This is a genomic window from Tistrella bauzanensis (assembly GCF_014636235.1).
Taxonomy (GTDB): domain Bacteria; phylum Pseudomonadota; class Alphaproteobacteria; order Tistrellales; family Tistrellaceae; genus Tistrella; species Tistrella bauzanensis.
This window is the reverse complement of the sequence record NZ_BMDZ01000042.1, coordinates 14,164-36,410: the sequence shown is the minus strand read 5'-3', so window position 1 is coordinate 36,410 and position 22,247 is coordinate 14,164. Positions and strand designations below refer to the sequence as shown.

The following is a 22,247-nucleotide window of genomic DNA, read 5'->3' as shown; positions in this document are numbered from 1 at the left end:
CGGCTGGCATCGGGCGCGCGGAGGGCATCAGAACAGCTTGGGCTGTTCGCCGGTAGCCGGCGGGTCGCGGCGCGGGCGGGCGGCGGGCCTGGCCGGCCGCGGCGTGGCATCGGTGGATGCCGGCGGTGCCCCGCCGTCAGCATGGGCCGCCACCCGGCCGTCGGCGAAGACCAGGCTCAGCGCCTGGCCGGCGGCGATGGCGGCGGCACGGGTCAGCGGCCGGCCGGGCTCGTCTCCACCGCCGTCGATGCCATCCTCTCCGGCGGTTTCGACCAGGGCGAAGCCGCGCGCCAGCGCCCGGCGATAGGAATAGCTTTCCAGCAGCGCGCCCTGCCCCGCCAGCCTGTCGGCCAGATTGCGCAGATGCCGGGCCTCGGCCGCATGCAGGCGATCGGAAAGCCCGCCCAGGCGCTCGGCGCCCAGATTGCGGGCGCGGATGGCGGCGGCCGGCGTCACACCGGCGGCGGCGCGGTCCAACCGCGCGGTGGCGCGATCGCCGATCCGGTGCATGGCCGCATCCAGCCGCTGAAGCACCAGATCCAGCCGGCCGGCGGCCTCGGCGAAGCGTTCCCCCGGGCTCTTCAGCCGGGCCGACAGCTCCGCCACCCGTGCCGCGCGCCGCTCCAGCACCCGGTCGATGCCGGCATGCAGCCGCTCCGCGCGGTCGTCGAGCCGCTGGGTGGCGCTGTCGATCAGGCTTTGCGGGCGGGGCAGACCACGGGCGAGGCCACGGGTGCGCTCGGCGCCGCGTTCGATGATCCGGAAGGCGGCGCCCGGCAGACGCGCGCCCAGATCGCCCACCTCCAGCAGCAGATCGCCCAGCACCGGCACCGCCTTCTCGGCGGCGGCGGTGGGGGTGGGCGCGCGCAGATCGGCCACGAAATCGATCAGCGTGGTGTCGGTTTCGTGGCCGACCGCCGAGATCAGCGGAATGGTGCAGGCGGCGGCCGCCCGCACCACCGCCTCTTCGTTGAACGCCATCAGGTCTTCGATGCTGCCACCGCCCCGCGCCACGATCAGCAGATCGGGGCGCGGGATCGCCCCACCCGGCACCAGCGCATCGAAACCGCGGATCGCCGCCGCCACCTGATCGGCCGCACCCGGCCCCTGAACCAGCACCGGCCAGATGATCACCCGGCGCGGGAACCGCTCGGCCAACCGGTGCAGGATGTCGCGGATCACCGCACCGGTCGGCGATGTCACCACGCCGATCACCTCGGGCAGGAACGGTAAAGCCTGCTTGCGTGCCGCGTCGAACAGCCCTTCGGCGGCCAGCCGGCGGCGGCGGTCCTCGATCAGCGCCATCAGCGCGCCGGTGCCGGCCGGCTCCATCTGCTCCACGACCAGCTGATATTTCGACCGGCCGGGATAGGTGGTCAGCCGGCCGGTGGCGATCACCTCCAACCCGTCTTCGGGACGAAAGCTCAGCCGGCCGGCGGCGCCGCGCCAGACCACGGCATCGATCAGCGCGTCCTCGTCCTTCAGCGCCAGATAGCAATGCCCCGATGCCGCACGCTTGAAGCCGGAAATCTCGCCCCGCACCCGCACGGCCGCGAACCGGCCCTCCACCGTGCGCTTGAGTTCGCCCGAAATCTCGGTGACGGTATAGATCGGCAGGTTGTGGCCACCGCCACCGCTCTCGCCCATATCGGGCAGGCGGGCATCGTCGGCGGCACGGGGGGCGGCACGATCGAGCAGGCTCGGCATGCCTCTGGACCGGTCACGGGACGTCACGGCGATAAGGTCTCCCGGGGGGCGTTGGCGTTGGGGGCGTTGGTGTTCGTCACGGGGTTCCGCGACGGGGGTGTAGGTGTTCGTCACGGGGTTCCGCGACGGGGGCGTTGGTGTTCGTCACGGGGTTCCGCGACGGGGGTGTTGGTGTTCGTCACGGGGTTCCGCGACGGGGGTGTTGGTGTTCGTCACGGGGTTCCGCGACGGGGGTGTTGGTGTTCGTCACGGGGTTCCGCGACGGGCATGGGCCATGATAGAAGCATGAGGCCCGCAGAGGGGCAAGCCGGGGCGGCGGCCGGTCATGATGCGACCGGTCGCGGGCGATCGGCATCAATCCGGCGGAAACAGGCCAACAGGAGCGCGCAATGAAGGTTCTGCTGATCGGATCGGGCGGTCGGGAGCATGCGCTGGCGCGTGCACTGGAAGCCAGCGCCTCCGTGTCTTATCTGTGTGCGGCCCCCGGGAATGCCGGTATCGCCGAGCACGCCGAGATCCTGGACCTGGATCCGGCGGATATGGACGGCATCGCGGCCTTCGCCAAGGCCGAGGGCATCGGCCTGGTGGTGATCGGCCCGGAAGCGCCGCTGGTCGCGGGGCTCGCCGATGTGCTGGAGGCATCGGGCGTGCCTGCTTTCGGCCCGACGGCCGCGGCGGCCGTGCTGGAAGGCTCCAAGGGTTTCACCAAGGATATCTGCCAGCGCTATGGCATCCCCACCGCCGCCTATGGCCGGTTCACCGATGCCGAGGCGGCGAAGGCCTATATCCGCGCCCAGGGCGCGCCGATCGTGGTCAAGGCCGACGGACTCGCCGCCGGCAAGGGCGTGGTGGTGGCGATGACCGAGACCGAGGCGCTGGAGGCCGTCGACGAGATGATGGCCGGCCGCTTCGGCGAGGCCGGCGCGTCACTGGTGATCGAGGAATTCATGGAGGGCGAGGAAGCCAGCCTGTTCGCGCTGTCGGACGGCACCACCGCCATCCTGCTGGGCACGGCCCAGGACCACAAGCGGGTCGGCGAGGGCGATACCGGCCCCAATACCGGCGGCATGGGTGCCTATTCCCCGGCGCCCTGCATGACGCCCGACCTTACCGAACGGGCGATGCGCGAGATCGTGCAGCCCACGGTCGACGCCATGGCGGCCGAGGGCCGGCCCTTCGTCGGCGTGCTCTATGCCGGCCTGATCCTCACAGCCCAGGGCCCGAAGCTGGTGGAATACAATGTCCGCTTCGGCGACCCGGAAACCCAGGTGCTGATGCCCCGGCTGTGGGGCGATCTGGCCCAGATCCTGCTGGCCGCGCGCGATGGCCGCCTGGACCCGTCGATGATCGAGCTGGACCCGCGCACCGCCCTGACCGTGGTGCTGGCCGCCAACGGCTATCCCGGCGACTATGCGAAGGGCGAGGTGATCGGCGGGCTGGATGATGCCGCCGATGCGGCCCCTGAGGTGATCATCTTCCACGCCGGCACCCGGGCCGATGCCGATGGCCGGGTGCTGTCGAACGGTGGCCGGGTTCTGGCCGTGACCGCCCTTGGTGACAGCGTGGCGCAAGCCCGCGACCGCGCCTATGCGGCGGTGGACGCGATCGACTGGCCGGGTGGGTTCTGCCGNTCTGAGATCGCGACATCGGCTGGCGCGCGCTCTGAGATCGCGACATCGGCTGGCGCGCGCTCTGAGATCGCGACATCGGCTGGCGCGCGCTCTGAGATCGCGACATCGGCTGGCGCGCGCTCTGAGATCGCGACATCGGCTGGCGCGCGCTCTGAGATCGCAGGCGTCCTGGCAGGTTCAGCCGGCCCGGGCCGGGTCGGCAACCGGCTTCGTCCGGCGCAGCACGATGCTGATCCGGGTGTTGCGCGGATCGTCGACATTCTGCGGCACCAGCATGTCAGAGGTTCCACGCCCCGATACCTCGCTGATCCGGGCTGCCGGCACGCCGGCCTCGACCAGCAGTTTCTGCGCGACGATCGCCCGCTCCGCAGTCAGCGCCCAGGCATTGGCACGCACACCCTCCTGGCCGGCCAGATAGCCGCGCACCGCCACCTGATTGGGGGCCCCGCGGATGGTGCTGGCGACCAGGGCGAACATCCGCCGCGGCCCCGGATAGGGTTCGATCGCATCCGACGGGAAAACCGGGGTGTCCTCGCGGTCGACGATGTTGATCTCAAGCCCTTCATCGATCACCCGCATGGTCAGATTGCCCGACAGATCGCGGGTCGAGGACTCGGCCGAGATCGCCCTGAGCAGGGTGTCGGCGGCTGCCTCGAAAGACCGGCGCTCCGATGCACCCTGCGCCGCCAGATCGCGCTCGCGGGCACGATCGCGCGCCTCGACCATCCGCTCGGCGGCGTCCTGCACCGCCTGTTCATAGGTCTGGAACGGCTTCGGCGCCTCAAGCTGTTCGCCCGACAGCACCCGCCGCATCGCCTCGGCCGGATCGTTGACCTGCAATTCCTCAGGCGGCGCCTCATCCGACGGATTGGCCGCCGGCCGCTTCGCCATCTCGGGGTTCAGATCCATCGGCGACGGCGGCGGCGTCAGATCGGAGCGTTCGAAAGACGGCATGCTGACACCGCCGGAGCCGACATTGATATCCGGTGTACCCGACTGCATCGTCAGGGTGTGAGAGGCGCCGGCATCGCGGAACACGGTCCATGTCGGGGTGAAATAATCGGCAATACCGCGCAGCTTCTTCTCGTCCAAGGCGTTCAGCAGCCACAGCAGCAGGAAGAAGGCCATCATCGCGGTCACGAAGTCGGCATAGGCCACCTTCCAGGCGCCGCCGTGATGACCGCCGCCCTTGCCCTTCTTGACCTTCTTGATGATCGTCGTGTGGCCGTTCTCTGCCATCGGATCAGGCGCTCCCCTTGGCCTTGTTGATCGCGGCTTCGGTCTCGGCGAAACTCGGCTGCATCACCGTCGGAATATTGGCGCGGCCGACCTCGATCGCCACCTGAAGCGCGTTCTTCGACAGGGTGGAGACGAACACGTCGCGGATCAGCTTGTAGAACCGCGCGTCATTTTCATTGATCTGCTTGATGCGGCTGGCGATGGGGCCGACCATCCCGTATCCAAGGAAGATGCCGAGGAAGGTGCCGACCAGCGCGCTCGCGATCAGCCCGCCCAGAATCGCCGGCGGCTGATCGATCGACGACATGGTCTTCACCACGCCCAGCACCGCCGCCACGATGCCATAGGCCGGCAGGCCGTCGGCAATGGTCTGGAGCGCATGCGACGGCTCCATATGCTCTTCCTCGACCTTCTCAAGCAGATTCTCAAGATAAGATTCCACCTGATGCGGATCCTCATGGCGCATGCTCATGTTGCGCAGCGTATCGCAGATCATGGTGATCGCCAGATGATCGTTCAGGATCTTTGGATACTTCTTGAACAGCGCGCTGTTCTTCGCATCCTCGAAATCATTGAACTTGGTGCCTTCGCGCTGCCGCTTGTACAGCGCCATATACATCAGCCCGATCAGGTCGACATAGTCGGCCTTCTTCCACTTGGCACCCTTGAACGCCTTGCCCAGCCCGCCCAGCGTGTGCTTGATCGCCGTGCCGCTGTTGGCGGTGACGAAGGCGCCCAGCGCGATACCGCCGATGATCATGCCCTCGATCGGCAGCGCTTCTAGAATCACCTCGATATGGCCGCCGGCGATGATGAATCCGCCGAACACCATAACAAGGGTCAGGATGATGCCGATGATCGGACCCATGGGCCGGATGCTCCTGCTGCACTGCGTCAGAGGCTGAGAGATTATCTCAGGCTTTTGAAGAAAATCTTAAGAAGCCGCGACGCCTCGGTCTCGGCGATGCCGCCGAATACCTCAGGGCGATGGTGGCAGGTGGGATGCGAGAAGACACGGGCACCGTGCTCGACACCACCGCCCTTGGGGTCGGCTGCGCCGTAATACAGGCGCCGGATGCGGGCGAACGCGATCGCCTGCGCGCACATGGCGCAGGGTTCCAGCGTCACCCACAGGTCGAGCCCGGTCAGGCGCGGGGTGGCGAGCATACGGGCGGCTGCACGGATTGCCAGAATTTCCGCATGGGCCGTGGGGTCGTGGTCGGTCTCGGTGCGGTTCGATGCCGCGGCCAGGATCTTTCCGGTCACCGGATCGATGATCACAGCCCCCACCGGCACCTCGCCACGGGCCGCCGCCGCGCGCGCCTCCGCCAGCGCGGCCTGCATGGGGCGCAGCGCCGGTGACATCATCAAACCGGTGCCGATCGGCACCGATGGGGCGGAACGTTGCATCGACATGGCAGCCAAGCGAAGCCTGCATGGGGGTTTGCGTCAAGCGGCTCTTGCATCATGGGCCGCAAAGCCCCATGAATTGCCGCCATGGGTATATCCGTTTCCGCATACCGCCCGCTCATCGGCGTCACCCTCGACGTCGAACAGCCCGGCGGCTATTCCAGGTTCCCGTGGTACGCGCTCCGTGTGAACTACATGGATGCGATCGTTGCCGCGGGCGGCCTGCCCGTGGCGTTGCCGCATGAACCGGACCTCGCCGCCCAGATGGTGGCGCGGCTGGACGGGCTGGTGGTGACCGGCGGCGCCTTCGATGTCGATCCGGTGCTGTTCGGCGCCGGCGAGCGCCATGTCACCGTGACCACCAAGGACCGTCGCACCGCCTTTGAACTGGGCGTGGTGCGGACAGCCCTCGATCGCGACATGCCGGTGCTCGGCATCTGCGGCGGGGAACAATTGCTCAATGTCGCACTTGGCGGTAGTCTTATCCAGCATATCCCCGATCGTTTCCCGGAGGCGCTCGCCCATGAGCAGCCCAATCCGCGTAACGAACCGGGACATACGGTCAGCGTCGACCCGGGCACGCTTCTGGCCCGTCTGGTCGGCCGGCAAACCCTGTCCGTCAACAGTGCCCATCACCAGGCCGTCGACCGGATCGCGCCCGGCGCGGTGCGCAATGCCGCAGCCCCCGACGGGGTGATCGAGGGCATTGAGCATCCGGGCTTCCGGTACTGCCTGGGTGTGCAATGGCACCCCGAATTCCTGATCGATACCGGCGATCGCTTGATCTTCGACGGCCTTGTGGCCGCCGCTCTGGAGACCAGATGACCCGCACCAGCCAGACCGAGCCGGACCATGCGCGTGAGCGCGTCGCCCGGGCCATCGCCCGTGCGGGCCTGTGTTCGCGCCGTGATGCCGAACGCCTGATCGTCGACGGCCGCGTTGCCGTCAACGGCCGCCGCATCGACAGCCCGGCGCTCGACGTGTCGCCCGACGATCGGGTGACCGTCGACGGCCGGCCGCTGCCGGCGCGCGAGCCCGTGCGGCTGTTCCTCTATCACAAGCCGCGCGGGTTGATCACCAGCAACCATGATCCCGAGGGGCGCGAGACCGTTTTCGACCGCCTGCCGGCAAGCCTTCCCCGCGTGGTGAGCGTGGGGCGACTGGACTACAATTCCGAGGGGCTGCTTCTGCTCACCAATGACGGCGAACTTGCCCGCCGTCTTGAGAGCCCCGATACCGCATGGCGCCGCCGCTATCGGGTGCGCGTTTACGGCACGCCCGATGGCCAGGCTGTTGACCAGCTGGCGCGCGGCATGACCGTCGAAGGTGTCCGCTATGGCCCGATCGAGGTCGAGGTCGAGCATGAAGGCACCAATGCCTGGCTTTCGGTCGTGCTGACCGAAGGCAAGAACCGTGAAATCAGACGCGTCCTCGAGACCTTGGGACATCCGGTGAGCCGGCTGATCCGCGTCGCCTATGGACCGTTCCAGATCGGCCGCATGCACCCCGGAGAGGTGCGCGAGGTAACCGCCCGCATGCTGAAAGACCAGCTTGGCGCCCTCGCTGAAGGCCTTTATCTGCCAGGGACCGGGCGTGATGCCCCGTCCCGGCGCCCGGCCGCCGCACAAACCGGCGTGCCCGCACATGAAATGACCAAGACGATGACCGACGAGACCAGCAAGCCCGGCCAGACCGAAACGGTCGCGACCCGCACGGTCGCCGAGCCCGGCGATGCGCCCGCCGCCCGTGATGCGGCCCTGCGCGATGACGAGATCCCCTCCGCCCGCTTCACCGGGGAAGACGAGGACGATCTGGAAGACGGTGATGACGAACTCGACGGCGATTTCGATGACGAGATCGACGGCGACGAGATCGACGGCGATGACGATGTCGATGGTGACGAGATCGACGAGGATGATCTGGACGACCTCGATGACGAGGACGTCGAGACCCTGGAAGAGCTGGAAGCGCTGATCGCCCGCGCCGAGGAACTGAACGAGAGCGACGACGACGAGATCGAGGATCTTGGCGATTTCGACGACGACGACGATGATGATGATGATGGCGACGAGGACGAGGATGGCGAGGACGACGAGCTGCTGACGCTTGCCAATCCCGTCGACGCCCCCGAGCCGTCGGCCCGCAACATCCGCGACAAGCGCCGTCTGCGCGAATTGCAGGGCAATGATCGCCCGACCCGCAACATCGCGGTCAACAGCGACCGCCGCGACGACCGTGGCGACCGGCGCCGTGACGACCGCCAGGGTGACAGGCATGAGCCGCCGCGTGGCGGCGACCGGCGCGAGGGCTGGAGCCCGCTGAAGGCCGACGAGCCCGACGAGGAGGTCGATGCGGCCATCGCCGAACAGCGTGCCCGCGAGGCACGCCGTGGCGGCGAACGCGGCGGTTTCGGCGGCGAACGTCGCAGCTTCGGCGCCGAGCGTCCGCAGGGCGATCGTGGCGGCTTCGGCGGCGGTGGCCGCGACAACCGTGGCGGCGATCGCGGCGGCTTCGGTGGCGAGCGTCGCAGCTTCGGTGGCGACCGGCCCCAGGGTGATCGTCCGCAGGGCGGCGGCTTCCGTGGTGGCGACCGTGACAACCGCGGCGGCGATCGTGGCGGTTTCGGTGGCGAACGCCGCAGCTTCGGTGGTGATCGGCCCCAGGGCGATCGTCCGCAGGGCGGCGGCTTCCGTGGTGGCGACCGTGACAATCGCGGCGGCTTCGGCGGCGAGCGGCGCAGCTTCGGTGGCGACCGGCCCCAGGGTGATCGTCCGCAGGGCGGCGGCTTCCGTGGTGGCGACCGTGACAATCGCGGCGGCGACCGTGGCGGCTTCGGCGGCGAGCGGCGCAGCTTCGGTGGCGACCGGCCCCAGGGTGATCGGCCCCAGGGCGGCGGCTTCCGTGGTGGCGACCGTGACAATCGCGGCGGCGGCTTCGGCGGCGAGCGGCGCAGCTTCGGTGGCGACCGGCCCCAGGGTGATCGGCCCCAGGGCGGCGGCTTCCGTGGTGGCGACCGTGACAATCGCGGCGGCGGCTTCGGCGGCGAGCGGCGCAGCTTCGGTGGCGACCGGCCCCAGGGTGATCGGCCCCAGGGCGGCGGCTTCCGTGGTGGCGACCGTGACAATCGCGGCGGCGGCTTCGGCGGCGAGCGGCGCAGCTTCGGTGGCGACCGGCCCCAGGGTGATCGGCCCCAGGGCGGCGGCTTCCGTGGTGGCGACCGTGACAATCGTGGCGGCTTCGGCGGCGAGCGGCGCAGTTTCGGCGGCGACCGTCCCCAGGGCGATCGTCCGCAGGGTGGCGGCTTCCGTGGTGGCGACCGTGACAATCGCGGCGGCGATCGTGGCGGCTTCGGCGGCGAGCGTCGCAGCTTCGGCGGCGACCGGCCTCAGGGCGATCGGCCCCAGGGTGGCGGCTTCCGTGGCGGCGACCGCGACAACCGTGGTGGCGATCGCGGCGGCTTCGGTGGCGAGCGTCGCAGCTTCGGCGGCGACCGGCCTCAGGGCGATCGGCCCCAGGGTGGCGGCGACCGCGACAACCGTGGTGGCGATCGCGGCGGCTTCGGTGGCGAGCGTCGCAGCTTCGGTGGCGACCGGCCCCAGGGTGATCGGCCCCAGGGCGGCGGCTTCCGTGGTGGCGACCGCGACAACCGTGGCGGCGAGCGTCGCAGCTTCGGTGGCGACCGGCCCCAGGGTGATCGGCCCCAGGGCGGCGGCTTCCGTGGTGGCGACCGCGACAACCGTGGCGGCGAGCGTCGCAGCTTCGGTGGCGACCGGCCCCAGGGCGATCGGCCCCAGGGCGGCGGCTTCCGTGGTGGCGACCGCGACAACCGTGGCGGCGATCGCGGCGGCTTCGGCGGCGAGCGTCGCAGCTTCGGTGGCGACCGGCCCCAGGGCGATCGGCCCCAGGGTGGCGGCTTCCGTGGCGGCGACCGCGACAACCGTGGCGGCGATCGCGGCGGCTTCGGCGGCGAGCGTCGCAGCTTCGGTGGCGACCGGCCCCAGGGCGATCGGCCCCAGGGTGGCGGCTTCCGTGGCGGCGACCGCGACAACCGTGGCGGCGATCGCGGCAGCTTCGGCGGCGAGCGTCGCAGCTTCGGTGGCGACCGGCCCCAGGGCGATCGGCCCCAGGGCGGCGGCTTCCGTGGCGGCGACCGCGACAACCGTGGTGGCGATCGCGGCGGCTTCGGCGGCGAGCGTCGCAGCTTCGGTGGCGACCGGCCCCAGGGCGATCGGCCCCAGGGCGGCGGCTTCCGTGGCGGCGACCGCGACAACCGTGGTGGCGATCGCGGCGGCTTCGGCGGCGAGCGTCGCAGCTTCGGTGGCGACCGGCCCCAGGGCGATCGGCCCCAGGGTGGCGGCTTCCGTGGCGGCGACCGCGACAACCGTGGTGGCGATCGCGGCGGCTTCGGCGGCGAGCGTCGCAGCTTCGGTGGCGACCGGCCCCAGGGCGATCGGCCCCAGGGTGGCGGCTTCCGTGGCGGCGACCGTGACAACCGTGGTGGCGATCGCGGCGGCTTCGGCGGCGAGCGGCGCAGCTTCGGTGGCGACCAGCCTCAGGGTGATCGGCCCCAGGGCGATCGGCCTCAGGGCGGCGGCTTCCGTGGCGGCGACCGTGACAACCGCGGCGGGGGCGAGCGCCGCAGCTTCGGCGGCGGCCGGCCTCAGGGCGATCGTCCGCAGGGTGGTGGCTTCCGTGGTGGCGACCGTGACACCCGTGGTGGTGGCGAGCGTCGCAGCTTCGGTGGCAGCCGGCCAGTGAGCGATCGTCCGCAGGGCGGCGCACCGCGCCAGGACCGGCCCTTCGGCGCACCCCGCGGGCGCAAGCCCGAGGGCCATGGCGGCGAGGGCTGATCACCGATGCCGAGGATCGTCGGCGGCCGCCATCGCGGCCGCGCACTCCAGGCGCCTGACGGGCGCGGTCCTGCAAGCCGGGCGGTGATCCGCCCGACATCGGAACGCGCCCGCGAGGCCTTGTTCGATATCCTCGGCCATCGCGATCTGCGGGGCGATGGCGATGCGGTGGTCCGTGATCGCCGCGTCGCCGATCTGTGTTGCGGCATCGGCGCGCTGGGGCTGGAAGCCCTGTCGCGCGGTGCCGCAGCCGCAGTTTTCCTCGACCGCGACCGCCATGCGCTGGACCTTGCCCGCGCCAATGCCGACACGCTGGGGGAAACCCCGCGCTGCCGCTTTGCCTCGGCCGATCTCAGCCGGCCTGAGACGGTGGCCGGGGCGCTGCGCGGCCAGGGTGTGTTCGATCTGGTGATGATCGATCCGCCCTATGACGCACCACAGCTGGTGCCGGCAATCCTGACCGGACTGCTGGCAGCGCGGTCGCTGGCGAGCCCGGCGATCATCACACTTGAGGTGCAGCGGGGCACTCCGGTTGAGCCGGTCAACGGCTACGCCCTGCTCGACCGGCGCCGCTATGGCAAGGCCGATATCCTTATCCTGGGCCATGGCGTTCCCATCGATGCAGACGCGGGCATCGACGAGGATACGGGCATCGACGAAGGCGCTGGCGCCGATACCGACATCGATGCGGAGTCCAGGTCATGATCCTGCGCCGCGTGCTGTTGGCGGGCCTGCTCGCCGTCTCGCTTGCCGCCTGCGACCCCGACGACAATGGCAGTGGCGGCACCAGCGGCCAGGGCGGCATCTCCCGCGACATCGCGGCCGCCCCGCCGGCACCGATGATGTCGAGGACCGCCGGACCAGCGGGCAATGGCATGCAGGCCCCGGAAGCGCCCGCATCGGGTGAAGCCGCGACGGCCGGCCTGGAAGACGGCGCACCGGAAGAACGGCTGGCCTATACCCATGACCGGCGGCTGACCGTCTCGGAACCCGGCAGCCATATCGAGCGTCTGCGCCAGATCTGCCGCGACATGTCGGGCTGCACCATGCTGTCGGTGCGCATCGACGGCCCCGAGATCGGCGGCGCCTTTGAAGCGCGCCTGCCCAAGCCCGGGGTCGAGGTGATGGACGGCTATCTCGCCGGTATCGCCGAGGGCGAGGCGCTGGAACGCCAGACCGCCGCCGAGGATCTGTCGGATCAGGTGGTGGATGTCAGCCGCAGGCTGGCCCTGCTGCGCCAGCATCGCGACCGGCTCCAGGGCCTGTATGAGCGGCCCGACGCCACGCTTGAAGACCTCATCACCCTCAGCCGTGAAATCGCCGACACCCAGACCCGGCTGGAACTGGCCACAGGCGAATATGGCCGGATCGAGAACCGCATCAGCCGCGACCTTTACCGGGTTCAGGTGATGGCACCCGCCACCGGCCCCGGCCTGCTCGACCCGTTCAAGGGGCTGGGCCGCGATCTGGTCGCCGGGCTGATCGACGCCTTCCGCGACGGGTTGAGCCTGCTGGTCTGGCTGATCGGCATGCTGCCCGCCCTGCTGCCGGTGGCGCTGGTGCTGACGTTCCTGGTCCGCTTCATCCGCCGCCGGCGGCGCTGATCACGCCGGCGGCTCAGCCACGTCCCGCCGGCCCGCATACGGCAGAACATCAAGTTCGTCTGCATGCAGGCGAGCGCGGGCGATATCATAATTGGTTTGCATCCGCATCAACGTGTCCATCGACACACCGAACGCCTTCTCGATCCGCAACGCCATCTCGGGCGACAGCTGTGCACGCTGGTTTAAAAGCGCCGAGAGGGCCGGCCGTGTTACGCCAAGCACACGGGCCGCATCCGTTACCGACAGCGACAGCGGCTCCAGAATCTCGCTCTTCAAGAACCCGCCAGGATGACCCGGCATCTTCATACGAATGCCCTGCATCGCGGTCATTGTCATCTCCTGTCGAACGGCGGGCTCTAAACGGACTATACGTCCGCTTTAATGATAATCCTGATAGTCCAGATCGATGATCTCAATCTGGACATGATCCACCTTGAAGGTCAGCCGCCAATTCCGCGTGACATAGAGCGCCCAGCAGCCCTTGCGATCACCAGTCAACAGATGGGCATGCCAATGCGGTATGCTCTTCAGTTCGTCGACATCGCTCATCGCTTCCAGGAACGATATCATGTTCCTCAGCTTGGGTACGACTGCGGGCGGCAGGCCACCGGCGTCGTCTTTATCGATCAAACGACGCAATCCCTTGTGGATAACCGTCCTGATTCTCATCCGCCACAATACCCGCAAAATTCGTTCTGCGTAAAGCGACACTTTACGGATTGAGTGTAGACTGCTCTCGTCCTACCCGCCGGCCCGCGCCGCCCGTTCCACAGCCGCGCACAGATCCTCCGCCAGGTCATCGGCATCCTCAAGGCCGACATAGAGCCGCAGACCCGCGCCTTCCACCGGCGGGCGAGACACCGTGCGGCCCTCACCCGCGATGAACGGCGAGAGCAGGCTGACCGCCCCGCCCCAGCCATAGCCGGGACGGAACAGGGCCAGCCCGCGACCGATGGCCGCGGCATCCGTGGGGGTGCCGCCTTCGACCACGATCGAGAACAGGCTGCCGGCGCCGGTGAAGTCGCGCCGCCAGATTGCGTGGCCGGGATGGGCTTCGATCGCCGGATGCAACAGCCGCAGCCCCGCCGGCACCATGGCCGACATCGCCGCCATCACCCGTCGGATGCTGCGGTCCTGTGCCGCCAGCCGAACCGCCAGGGTCTGACAGGCGACACAGGCCTTCTGGGTGGCATCGGCCGATACCGCCATGCCCTGAAGGGCAGTTTCCTCAAGGACATCTTCATAGAGCGCGCGGTCGTTGGTCAGCACCGCGCCCAGCGACACGCCGGCGATGCCGGCATGCAGCTTGGCCAGCGAGTACAGCACCAGATCGGCGCCATGATCGAACGGCCGGTAATGTTGACCGGCGCTCCAGGTATCGTCGACCAGCAGCCGAATGCCGGCGGCATGAACCGCTGTCGCCAGCGGCGCCAGATCCTCGACCTCGAAGGTGAAGGCGCCCGGGCTTTCCACGCAGACCAGCCGGGTCTCGGGCCGGATCAGCCCGGCAATGCCGGCGCCGATGCCGGGCGGGAAATAATCCACCCCGATGCCGGCCAGGGCCGCGCGCCGGTCCAGATGCCAGCGCAGCGAATAGGTGACGGCGTCCGAGACCAACACCCGCTGACCCGGCTTCACACAGGCCCAGAGGGCGGCGATGAAGGCCGACAGCCCGGCGGGCGTGATCACCGCATGACCGGCGCCGCCGGCCCCCGCCACCATCCGCGCCAGCGCGCCCGATGACGGTGTGCCGACCGCGCCGTAATAGAAGCCGTCGAAAGGGTCATGGCCCTGGCGGCTGAGACTGTCGCGGTCGACCGGCGCCATGGCGTCGATATCGGCGAACAGCACCGTGGTGGCCTCGGTCACCGGTGGCACCGGCGTTTCCACGCAGCCCAGCGGGAACCGGGCGCCCTGAGCGATGCGGGTGTTCTGGCGCCATCGAGACAGAGGTATCGACGGCGGCATCGGTCGACCGCCACTGCCGCCGTCTGTCCGGTCCCCCCCACTCACGACGCCATCCGTCCGCCGACCGGCACACGACGCACCGCATCGGCCGCAGCCACCACCTCGGCCACCTCGTCCAGACGCGGGCGCCCGGCATGGGGCAGCGGATAGCGCAGCGACGCCTCGCCGAAATTGTGGAACAGGTCCAGATACGGACCTTCAGGGGTTCCCCAGTCGACATAGTCATAGCCAGCACCGCCATCCGCGCCACAGAGCGGGTGCTGCACCGCCCAGTTCAGGCTGATCGGATCGGGCACGCCATGGCTGCGGCGGAAACGGTCGAGCCGGTCGAGCAGCGCCAGCCGGCTGTCATGACGTTCCCCCAGCCCGAACAGGACAGCACAGCCGCAATCGATGCCGGCGGCGCCCAGAATGTCGAAGGCCTGATGCATCCGGTCGGTCCAGGACGACCGCTTGCGGCCGACATCCTTGCTCATCCCCCCGATCTCCTCCGGCGACAACGTTTCCACACCGATGAAGACATAGGATAGGCCGGCACGGGCCAGCCGCGCCACCTCGGCAGGTCGCGCCAGAATCTGGTCGATGGTCAGCTGGCCACCGAAGCGGATATCGACGGGCTGGCGTTCCATCAGGGTGCAGAACCCGTCGATCAGCCGATTGGCGCCGCCCAGCAACACCGAATCCTCGCAGAACGCGCTGGCGCAGCACCCGGGCCAGTCTTCGGCGATGGTGACGGCGGCATCGCGCAACTGTCGATACAACCGGTCGCCGCTGTTGGCAAGGTCGCGCACCCCGCCGGTGGCCGAGGCACGCTCGGAACAGAACCCGCAGTCATACACGCAGCCTCGGCCGATATCACTGAACACATGGGCGGTCATACGCCCGCCGAACACACCGAACGCCCCACCCACGCCGAACATCCGCGATGGCGCGGGCAGCGCCGCGTAATCCATCGGCGCCGCCTGCGACACCAGATAGCCGGGCCGTCCCCGGTCGTTCAGCCCCAGGATCCAGTCGCCCGGGGTGGCGGACTCGACCTCGCCGAACAGCGCCGCCGGATGCAACCCTCGCGACATGGCCGCATCCACCGCCCGGCCCAGCGCCGCGATCAGATATTCGCCATCCCCCATGGCCACGGCATCGAACACCGGCGGGATACGACCGGCATGGATCAGGTCCAGAGGTGCCGCCACATGGCGACGCAGCGCCGAGGACTGGCGGGTCTGGACATCGGCCAGCCACACCGTTTCGCCGGCATGACGACCGCCCAGCACGATTGCCACCCGGTCGCCCAGCATGTCACGAGCAATGCCGGCACAGGCGATGGCACCCGGCAGGCACAGCGACATGGCGCCGATCAGCAGCAGGTTCGGCTGCTCACGGGCAAGAAGGGCGCGGAACGCCGCCATGTCGTCCATGGAATACATCAGCAGCGTGGCGGCGCGCGCGGCCGAACGGCTGGCGCGGGCGTCACCACCCGCCCAGTTCGAGCGGCCCCACGGCCCAATGCCGGATGCCGCCTCGGCGGCAGCAACCCGGCAGGCATTATACAGACTGGCAGCGTCGCGGCTGTTGAGCGCGCGCTGATCCTTCACACCCGCCACCCAGTCGGGGGCGGAAACGGCAACGGCCCTGATGGTCATGATCGGTCCCGGTCAATGCTGGCACGCACCGGCCCACCTCAACCGACGGCCCGGCACAGTCCGCTTGTCGAACCGATGATGCGGCGCGACAGGCGGTCCGCAATGGCGCCTATCGACGCCAAGGGCCGCTATTTGAAGTAGAATATCGAACGGATTGCGAAACCTAATGACCGGAATGTCTAACGCATCCGCGTTATGGTCAATATGTTCACCAATATAAAACGCGAAAGTTACGTCCTGAATCAGCGGGATTCTGTCCATTTTATCAACCAATGATTGTTTTTTGCATCAATCGAGAGGCGGAAGCGCGATCCAGGCAATGATCGTGGACTGAAACAGGCGGTTGAAATTGTCGTCCGACACCAGAACCAGGGTCTTACGGCCATCGGGAAGGTCCGGCCCGAATGCCATGCCTTCCCAGTTGTCGGCGCGCAGGCCCGCGCCGATCAGATCCCCGATCAGTCGCTTCGACGCGGCGCGATACCGCCTGTTCTTCAGGTTGTCGATGGCCAGCACGTCATCCGCGCCAGCGGGATCGGCCAGATACAACCGGATCCGGACACCATAGGCCTTCAGAAACGCCCGCTCCAAAACCAGATAGCGGCCATCATCCAGCAGCAGCATCGACACCGCGCCATTGGCATTGATGCCGCCGGGCGCGCCGTCCGCCCCCGGGTCAGGAAACGGATCCAGCCGATAGACATGGGCCCCGATCGGCCGGCCGCTATCCAGATCGAAGCGCATCACCCGCACCGGTATGCCGGTGCGGCCATTCTCGTCGGTCATCTCCTGCATCAGCACGTCTTCGGGCATGGCCACCGCCTGACGGCCATCCTTCGTGACGTCGATCGCCTCGAACGCCTTGTTCGGCCGCATGCCGCGCCCCGACCAGCCCCTGGGCTTATCGGGCCGGAAATAGTCGGGCAGGACCATCTGACGCAGCAGCGTGCCATCCGCGTCGCTCAGATACAGGGCCGCCGGCACGCCGTCCCAGATCCGCCCTTCCGACGACCATAGCCGGTCGCCACTGCCCGGCACGATACGCAGCGCCTCGCCGTCGATCGTCACCGGTGGGGTCATGCCGTCTACGGCACCAGTCACCAGCGGCAGCCAGTCCCTTGCCCCGATACGGAAGCGCCGCCGCTCCAGATCGAAGTCGATCGCCATGGTCAGAAGCCGGGGCGGACCATACTCACCGCGATCATCACTGATCAGCACATAGCCGCCATCGCCGTCGGCGGCAATTTCGGACAAGCCGCCCATGGGAATGCCACGCGGCCCGTCATCCGGTCGCAACACCCGGTCGTCCAGCAGCGCCACGCCGCCGGCATCGGCAACGTCGTACACCGCCGGCACAGCGCAGCCGGTGGTCAGCGGCAGCAGCAGCATCGCTGCCAGCAGCCCGCCCCGCAGCCGTGTCAGCATTGGCGGCATCCTGTGCGATCCACTCCGCTCACCGCCGCCCGAACAGCCGCTCGATGGCGCCGCGATCCAGCGACACCCAGGTCGGCCGGCCATGATTGCACTGGCCGGAATGGGGCGTGATCTCCATCTCGCGCAGCAGGGCATTCATTTCAGGCACCGACAGCGTGCGGCCGGCCCGGACACTGCCATGGCAGGCCATGGTGGAACACACCGCCTCCAGCCGGTCGGCCAGCGCCAGGGCGTCGTCATATTCGGCGATCTCGTCGGCCAGATCGCGGATCAGGCCGCGCGCATCCACCCGCCCCAGAAGCGCCGGCACGCCCCGCACCAGCACCGCCCCCGGCCCGAAAGCCTCGATGTCCAACCCCATGCGGGCCAGTTCGGGCGCCCGCCGGACCAGCGCATCGGCCGCAGCCTCGTCCAGATCCACCACCTCGGGCAGCAGCAGGCCTTGCGAGGGCACGCCGGCCTCCGCCATGTGGCGCTTCATGCGTTCATAGACCAGCCGTTCATGGGCGGCATGCTGATCCACCACCACCAGCCCATGATCGGTCTCGGCCAGAATATAGGTATCGTGCAGTTGGGCCAGCGCCGCACCCAGCGGATGGGCGCGCAAAGTCGCATCCACCGGGCCGGCGGCGGCCGGTGCGGCCCCGCGCGCGGCCGGCGGTGCCAGCGGGTCGCGGTCCATGCCCGGCGTCGGCGGATCGGCAAGTCCCTGATCATCGACTGATGGCGGTGCCCAGAAGGCCGTGGCCCTGCCGGCTGCGGCAGTGCTCAGCCGTGGCGGCAGGATGCCGGCGGCGGCCTGTCGGGCGGCGGCCCATAGCGACGCCTGATCCCCCCCGCCTGTGGACAGATCTGTGGGCGACCCTGTGGATGACCCTGTTGGCAAACCTGTGGATGAGCCGAAGGGCAGATTGGCGCGGTTGGCGGTGCCAAGACCACCGATGCCGCCCAAGGCTGTCGCCGCCCGGTGGCCGGCCTCGGCCAGCGCATGGCGCAGCGCTCCGATGATCAGCCCACGTACCAGTTGCGGCTCACGGAACCGCACCTCGGCTTTGGCCGGATGCACGTTCACATCCACCAGCGCCGACGGCACGGTCAGAAACAGCGCCACCATCGGATGCCGGTCGCGGGCCAGCAGATCCTGATAGGCGGCGCGGACCACCCCCTGCATCAACCGGTCGCGGACCGGCCGGCCATTGACGAACAGATATTGGTGCTGGGCGGTGCCGCGGTTCAGGGTCGGCAGCCCGGCATGGCCGTCCAGGCAGATCAGGTCGCGCTCGGCCTCGATCTCCAAGGCATTCTCGGCGAAGTCGCGGCCCATGATCCGGGCCAGCCGGGCCAGTCGCGCCGCGGCGCCAAGTCCCGCCTCAGGGCGGAAGGCGAAGATCCGCCGCTCGCCATCGGTCAGGCTGAAGCCGATTTCCGGATAGGCCATCGCCAGCCGGCGCAGCGTATCGGCCACCGCCTGGGTCTCGGCGCGTTCCGATTTGAGGAATTTCAGCCGTGCCGGGGTGGCATAGAACAGGTCGCGGACCTCGACACGGGTGCCGACCGGCCCCGCGGCCGGCCGGGTCTGACCCTTCAGCCCGCCTTCGACGGCGATCTCCACTGCCGCATCGGCGCCCTTGCGCCGGCTGGTGATCTTCAGCCGGCTGACCGCGCCGATCGATGGCAAGGCCTCGCCCCGGAAGCCCAGCGTGTCGATCTCGACCAGGGTGTCATCGGCCAGCTTCGAGGTGGCATGGCGATCGACGGCAAGCTCCAGATCCTCACCGTCCATGCCGATGCCATCATCGCTGACCGCGATCAGGCTGCGGCCGCCACCACCCAGTGCCACCTCGATCTGGGTGGCGCCGGCATCGATGGCGTTCTCGACCAGTTCCTTCACCGCAGCCGCCGGCCGTTCCACCACCTCGCCGGCGGCGATGCGGTTGACCAGCGTCTCGGGCAGGCGGCGGATCTGTGACATGACCGGCTCGCCGCCGCCTCAGCCCAGGGCCGCGAGGTATTCGCGGGTCAGGATCTTGCCCTTTTCCACCGCCGGCTGATCGAACGGATCGACCGCCAGCAGGTCGGCCAGCAGGATGGTCTCCAGCATCGCATTCATCATCAGCGCGCCGATGGTGCGGGCATCCACCGCATCCAGCCGCATGCAGATCGTCGGGCGGCCCTCGGCGATCAGCGACGATGCGGTCGCCCGCGCCTCGGCCGCGATCAGGTCACCCAGGCTGCGGCCCGACAGATAGTCGACGCCGTAACGAGCCGCGGCCTCGGGGCGGATCCGCCAGGCCGGGTTCTGTTCCGCCGGCGGCTCGATCACCGTCACCAGCTTGTCGCGGGGACCATCCAGATATAGCTGAAGCTGGCTGTGCTGGTCGGTGGCGCCACGGGCGAAGACCGGCGCCAGCCCGATGCCCTGCTTGCCCAGGCTTTCGCCCACCAGTTGCCGCCACCATTCACCGAACCGCGCCAGCCGGTCGACATAGCCGAACTGAACCGCCTGTGACACGCCGTGATGGCGCATCAGCCCCGCCGCGACCACGGCACCCATCGCCGCCGGGATGCCGGTCGGATCGCCACCGGCAAAGGCCTGCTCCAGCACCGCTGCCGCCCCTTCGCGCACGGCCACCGCATCCACGCCGCCCAGCATTGCCGGCATCAACCCCACCAGCGACAGCACCGAGAACCGGCCCCCGACATCCGGGTCGTGGTCGAAGGTCTCGACGCCGTAATCATTGGCGATCTGGCGCAGCGGCGAGTTGCCGGGTTCGGCGATCACCACCAGCCGCGCCGCGGTTTGGTCGCGGCCGATCGCGGCTTCCATCCGGTCCAGGATCAGCAGCAGCTGGGCCACAGTTTCCACCGTCCCACCCGATTTCGAGACGGCCAGCAACCGGGTGCCGGTCCAGTCCAGCCCGTCGATCAGCCGCCGGAAGCTCACCGGGTCGACATTGTCGGGGGTGTGGATGCGCGGCCCCTGATCGGCCGGATCCCGCAATTCCAGCAGCGCCTGAGCACCAAGGCTGGACCCGCCGATGCCCAGCACCAGAACGTCGCCTGCCTCCTGTCGCCAGCGCGCCACCACCGGCGCCAGCGCCGCCAGATCATCGCGGGCGGCGGGCAGGTTCAGCAGCGGCAGGGTGCCGTCCGCCTGCCAGCCATGCAGACGGTCCAGCGCCTGACGGGTCTGATCGAGAAGCGCGCTCCGGTCCGATGACGGGTCGGCCGGGCATCCGGCGAAGTCGATGGTGAACGGCAGTGTGTTGGGCATGATGCGGGTGTCTTGTCCTTGGGACATCATTGACGGCGGAAGATCGGCCAGGCGCGAACGGTCAATGCGACGTGGACGATGCCCCGGATGACGGAGGGGCATCAGATGGTGGCGAGGCCACGGCGGCATGTCCGGCCTCGGCCGGGGCCGGCTGCCCCACCATCACCACCGCCAGACGATCGGTATCGAGCAGACGTGCGGCCACCCGTTTCACATCTTCAGCGGTCACCGCCTCGATCAGCGCGCTGCGGTTGTCGAGATAGGCCGGCGGCAGGTTATGGATCTGCATCGTCACCAGCAGCCCGGCAACGGCCCCGCTGCCATCCAGGCTGAGCGGGAAGGAACCGGTGAGAAATTTCTTGGCACCGGCGAGCTCGGCCTCAGTCGGGCCTTCGGCGACGAAGCGGCTGATCTGCTCGCGGATCACCTGCACCGTTTCGCGCGCGCGGTCGTTGCGGGTGGCGGCATAGCCATAGATCAGCCCGGCACGGTCCAGCGGGAACAGTGTGGTGCCGACGCTGTAAGCCAGGCCCCGCGCCTCGCGGACCTCCTTGAACAGCCGCGCCGTGAAGCTGCCGCCGCCCAGAATATGGTTCATCACGAAGGCCGGAAACCAGTCGGGGTCGTTGCGGCGAATACCCGGCAGCGCGAAGGTGATCACGGTCTGCGGGATCGGCCGGTCGACGACGGTCTCGCCGAAGAAGGCCGGCTCCACCGGCCGGGTCATCACGTCACCCTCGCCCGCCGGTAGAGCGGCGAAGGCCCGATCGACCACCTGACCCGCAGCCTCGGGCGTGATGTCACCCACGACGCCCACTGTCAGCCGCGCGCGGGTGAACTGTGCGCCGGCATAGGCCATCAGATCGTCGCGCTGGATGGCGCTCATGGTTTCGGGGGTGCCCTCGTCCGGGCGGCCATAGGGATCGGCCGGGAACAGGCCCTCCAGCAGGCTGCGTGAGGCGATGACCTGCGGGTTTTCGGCATCCCGCGCCAGCCCGACCAGCAATTGCTGGCGATCGCGTTCCATCGCCTCGGCATCGAATCGCGGCCGGGTCAGGGCCAACCCGACCAGGTCGGCCGCATCCGGCGCCACGGTGGCCAGGCTGCGGAAACTCCCCGAAAACCGGTCGCGGCTGACATTGGTGGAAAACTCAACCGCCCGCGCCGCCAGCGCGTCCTGAAAGGCCGGGCCATCCATATCGCCCGCGCCCTCGACCAGCAGGCCCGATGCCAGGGTCGCCGCACCGGCCCTGGCCGCAGGCTCCAGCGCCGTGCCGCCCTTGAAGGCGAAATCGACCGTGACCACCGGCAGCTCCTGCACCTGTACCAGCCAGAAGGGAATGCCCTCCGGGCTCTTCAGGGTGCGGATTTCCAGCGCATGCGCCGGCATTGAACCGCTTGCCACCATCAAAGCCACCAGGGCGATGGCTGGAATGATACGGGCAATCCACAGCGCCCGCCCGTGACGAAACGCTGACATGTAAAGC

General features: G+C 69.0%; 16 protein-coding genes and 1 pseudogene. 5 read left to right on the top strand and 12 right to left on the bottom strand.

The genetic code is table 11. The features are described from left to right. Positions 1–27: 27 nt before the first annotated feature. Positions 28–1,647: an exodeoxyribonuclease VII large subunit gene (xseA, locus tag IEW15_RS16510; protein WP_188579896.1), complete on the bottom strand. Its 1,620-nt coding sequence runs from the start codon at positions 1,645–1,647 to the stop codon at positions 28–30. Positions 1,648–2,096: 449 nt separating this feature from the next. Between xseA and purD the strand changes: the two are divergent. Next, positions 2,097–3,299: pseudogene (purD, locus tag IEW15_RS16505) on the top strand (phosphoribosylamine--glycine ligase); the annotation flags it as partial. A gap of 216 nt (positions 3,300–3,515) precedes the next feature. On the opposite strand, the gene IEW15_RS16500 reads toward purD, so the two are convergent. From IEW15_RS16500 to IEW15_RS16490, 3 genes are read right to left on the bottom strand one after another with little or no spacing between them, the layout of a single operon-like run. Then, positions 3,516–4,577: a flagellar motor protein MotB gene (locus IEW15_RS16500; protein ID WP_188579878.1), complete on the bottom strand. Its 1,062-nt coding sequence runs from the start codon at positions 4,575–4,577 to the stop codon at positions 3,516–3,518. Between the two features lie 4 nt (positions 4,578–4,581). After that, the gene (motA, locus tag IEW15_RS16495) at positions 4,582–5,445 is read right to left on the bottom strand and encodes a flagellar motor stator protein MotA (RefSeq protein ID WP_188579876.1); all 864 of its coding nucleotides are present in this window, start codon (positions 5,443–5,445) and stop codon (positions 4,582–4,584) included. Between the two features lie 41 nt (positions 5,446–5,486). Next, entirely contained in the window at positions 5,487–5,921 is a 435-nt protein-coding gene (locus IEW15_RS16490) for a nucleoside deaminase (RefSeq protein ID WP_188579894.1), read from the bottom strand. A gap of 153 nt (positions 5,922–6,074) precedes the next feature. Here IEW15_RS16490 and IEW15_RS16485 point away from each other — a divergent pair, with 153 nt between their 5' ends. Genes IEW15_RS16485 through IEW15_RS16470 form a run of 4 tightly spaced genes read left to right on the top strand, consistent with a single transcriptional unit; the run spans position 6,075 to position 12,441 of the window. Further along, positions 6,075–6,812 carry a gamma-glutamyl-gamma-aminobutyrate hydrolase family protein gene (locus IEW15_RS16485; RefSeq protein WP_188579874.1) on the top strand — a complete coding sequence of 246 codons (738 nt, stop codon included), beginning with the start codon at positions 6,075–6,077 and terminating at the stop codon, positions 6,810–6,812. Continuing rightward, complete coding sequence (locus IEW15_RS25970; protein WP_229708175.1) at positions 6,809–10,837, top strand: pseudouridine synthase; 4,029 nt, start codon at positions 6,809–6,811, stop codon at positions 10,835–10,837. The genes IEW15_RS16485 and IEW15_RS25970 overlap by 4 nt, the downstream gene beginning before the upstream one ends. Positions 10,838–10,843: 6 nt before the next feature. Continuing rightward, positions 10,844–11,542 (top strand): RsmD family RNA methyltransferase, encoded by a 699-nt coding sequence (locus IEW15_RS16475; protein ID WP_188579872.1) that lies wholly within the window; start codon positions 10,844–10,846, stop codon positions 11,540–11,542. After that, a complete protein-coding gene (locus IEW15_RS16470) occupies positions 11,539–12,441 on the top strand; it encodes a DUF4349 domain-containing protein (protein WP_188579870.1) in 903 nt (300 codons plus the stop codon). The genes IEW15_RS16475 and IEW15_RS16470 overlap by 4 nt, the downstream gene beginning before the upstream one ends. Here IEW15_RS16470 and IEW15_RS16465 read toward each other — a convergent pair whose 3' ends face one another. The 8 genes from IEW15_RS16465 to IEW15_RS16430 all read right to left on the bottom strand — a co-directional run bounded on the left by IEW15_RS16465 (position 12,442) and on the right by IEW15_RS16430 (position 22,240). Then, a complete protein-coding gene (locus IEW15_RS16465) occupies positions 12,442–12,771 on the bottom strand; it encodes a HigA family addiction module antitoxin (protein ID WP_188579868.1) in 330 nt (109 codons plus the stop codon). A 48-nt stretch (positions 12,772–12,819) separates the two neighbouring features. After that, positions 12,820–13,110 (bottom strand): type II toxin-antitoxin system RelE/ParE family toxin, encoded by a 291-nt coding sequence (locus IEW15_RS16460; protein WP_188579867.1) that lies wholly within the window; start codon positions 13,108–13,110, stop codon positions 12,820–12,822. Positions 13,111–13,182: 72 nt separating this feature from the next. Next, positions 13,183–14,409, bottom strand: coding sequence for an aminotransferase class I/II-fold pyridoxal phosphate-dependent enzyme (locus IEW15_RS16455; protein WP_188579865.1), 1,227 nt, complete (start codon positions 14,407–14,409; stop codon positions 13,183–13,185). A gap of 41 nt (positions 14,410–14,450) precedes the next feature. After that, on the bottom strand, positions 14,451–16,052 hold the full coding sequence (locus tag IEW15_RS16450) for a B12-binding domain/radical SAM domain-containing protein (RefSeq protein ID WP_188579863.1): 1,602 nt from the start codon (positions 16,050–16,052) through the stop codon (positions 14,451–14,453). A gap of 288 nt (positions 16,053–16,340) precedes the next feature. Next, a complete protein-coding gene (locus IEW15_RS16445) occupies positions 16,341–17,477 on the bottom strand; it encodes an esterase-like activity of phytase family protein (RefSeq protein ID WP_188579861.1) in 1,137 nt (378 codons plus the stop codon). 28 nt (positions 17,478–17,505) lie between these two features. After that, on the bottom strand, positions 17,506–19,458 hold the full coding sequence (gene mutL, locus IEW15_RS16440) for a DNA mismatch repair endonuclease MutL (RefSeq protein ID WP_188579859.1): 1,953 nt from the start codon (positions 19,456–19,458) through the stop codon (positions 17,506–17,508). Positions 19,459–19,476: 18 nt separating this feature from the next. Next, a complete protein-coding gene (locus IEW15_RS16435; RefSeq protein ID WP_188579858.1) occupies positions 19,477–20,760 on the bottom strand; it encodes a glucose-6-phosphate isomerase in 1,284 nt (427 codons plus the stop codon). A gap of 61 nt (positions 20,761–20,821) precedes the next feature. Beyond that, positions 20,822–22,240 carry a M16 family metallopeptidase gene (locus IEW15_RS16430; RefSeq protein WP_188579855.1) on the bottom strand — a complete coding sequence of 473 codons (1,419 nt, stop codon included), beginning with the start codon at positions 22,238–22,240 and terminating at the stop codon, positions 20,822–20,824. Between the last annotated feature and the right edge of the window lie 7 nt (positions 22,241–22,247).

Bases quoted from the DNA above. Each gene is read 5' to 3' on its own strand.
- xseA (WP_188579896.1), bottom strand. From the start codon at position 1,647: ATGGGCGAGAGCGGTGGCGGTGGCCACAACCTGCCGATCTATACCGTC.
- IEW15_RS16500 (WP_188579878.1), bottom strand. From the start codon at position 4,577: ATGGCAGAGAACGGCCACACGACGATCATCAAGAAGGTCAAGAAGGGC.
- motA (WP_188579876.1), bottom strand. From the start codon at position 5,445: ATGGGTCCGATCATCGGCATCATCCTGACCCTTGTTATGGTGTTCGGC.
- IEW15_RS16490 (WP_188579894.1), bottom strand. From the start codon at position 5,921: ATGCAGGCCGCGCTGGCGGAGGCGCGCGCGGCGGCGGCCCGTGGCGAG.
- IEW15_RS16485 (WP_188579874.1), top strand. From the start codon at position 6,075: ATGGGTATATCCGTTTCCGCATACCGCCCGCTCATCGGCGTCACCCTC.
- IEW15_RS25970 (WP_229708175.1), top strand. From the start codon at position 6,809: ATGACCCGCACCAGCCAGACCGAGCCGGACCATGCGCGTGAGCGCGTC.
- IEW15_RS16475 (WP_188579872.1), top strand. From the start codon at position 10,844: ATGCCGAGGATCGTCGGCGGCCGCCATCGCGGCCGCGCACTCCAGGCG.
- IEW15_RS16470 (WP_188579870.1), top strand. From the start codon at position 11,539: ATGATCCTGCGCCGCGTGCTGTTGGCGGGCCTGCTCGCCGTCTCGCTT.
- IEW15_RS16465 (WP_188579868.1), bottom strand. From the start codon at position 12,771: ATGACCGCGATGCAGGGCATTCGTATGAAGATGCCGGGTCATCCTGGC.
- IEW15_RS16460 (WP_188579867.1), bottom strand. From the start codon at position 13,110: ATGAGAATCAGGACGGTTATCCACAAGGGATTGCGTCGTTTGATCGAT.
- IEW15_RS16455 (WP_188579865.1), bottom strand. From the start codon at position 14,409: ATGCCGCCGTCGATACCTCTGTCTCGATGGCGCCAGAACACCCGCATC.
- IEW15_RS16450 (WP_188579863.1), bottom strand. From the start codon at position 16,052: ATGACCATCAGGGCCGTTGCCGTTTCCGCCCCCGACTGGGTGGCGGGT.
- IEW15_RS16445 (WP_188579861.1), bottom strand. From the start codon at position 17,477: ATGCTGACACGGCTGCGGGGCGGGCTGCTGGCAGCGATGCTGCTGCTG.
- mutL (WP_188579859.1), bottom strand. From the start codon at position 19,458: ATGTCACAGATCCGCCGCCTGCCCGAGACGCTGGTCAACCGCATCGCC.
- IEW15_RS16435 (WP_188579858.1), bottom strand. From the start codon at position 20,760: ATGCCCAACACACTGCCGTTCACCATCGACTTCGCCGGATGCCCGGCC.
- IEW15_RS16430 (WP_188579855.1), bottom strand. From the start codon at position 22,240: ATGTCAGCGTTTCGTCACGGGCGGGCGCTGTGGATTGCCCGTATCATT.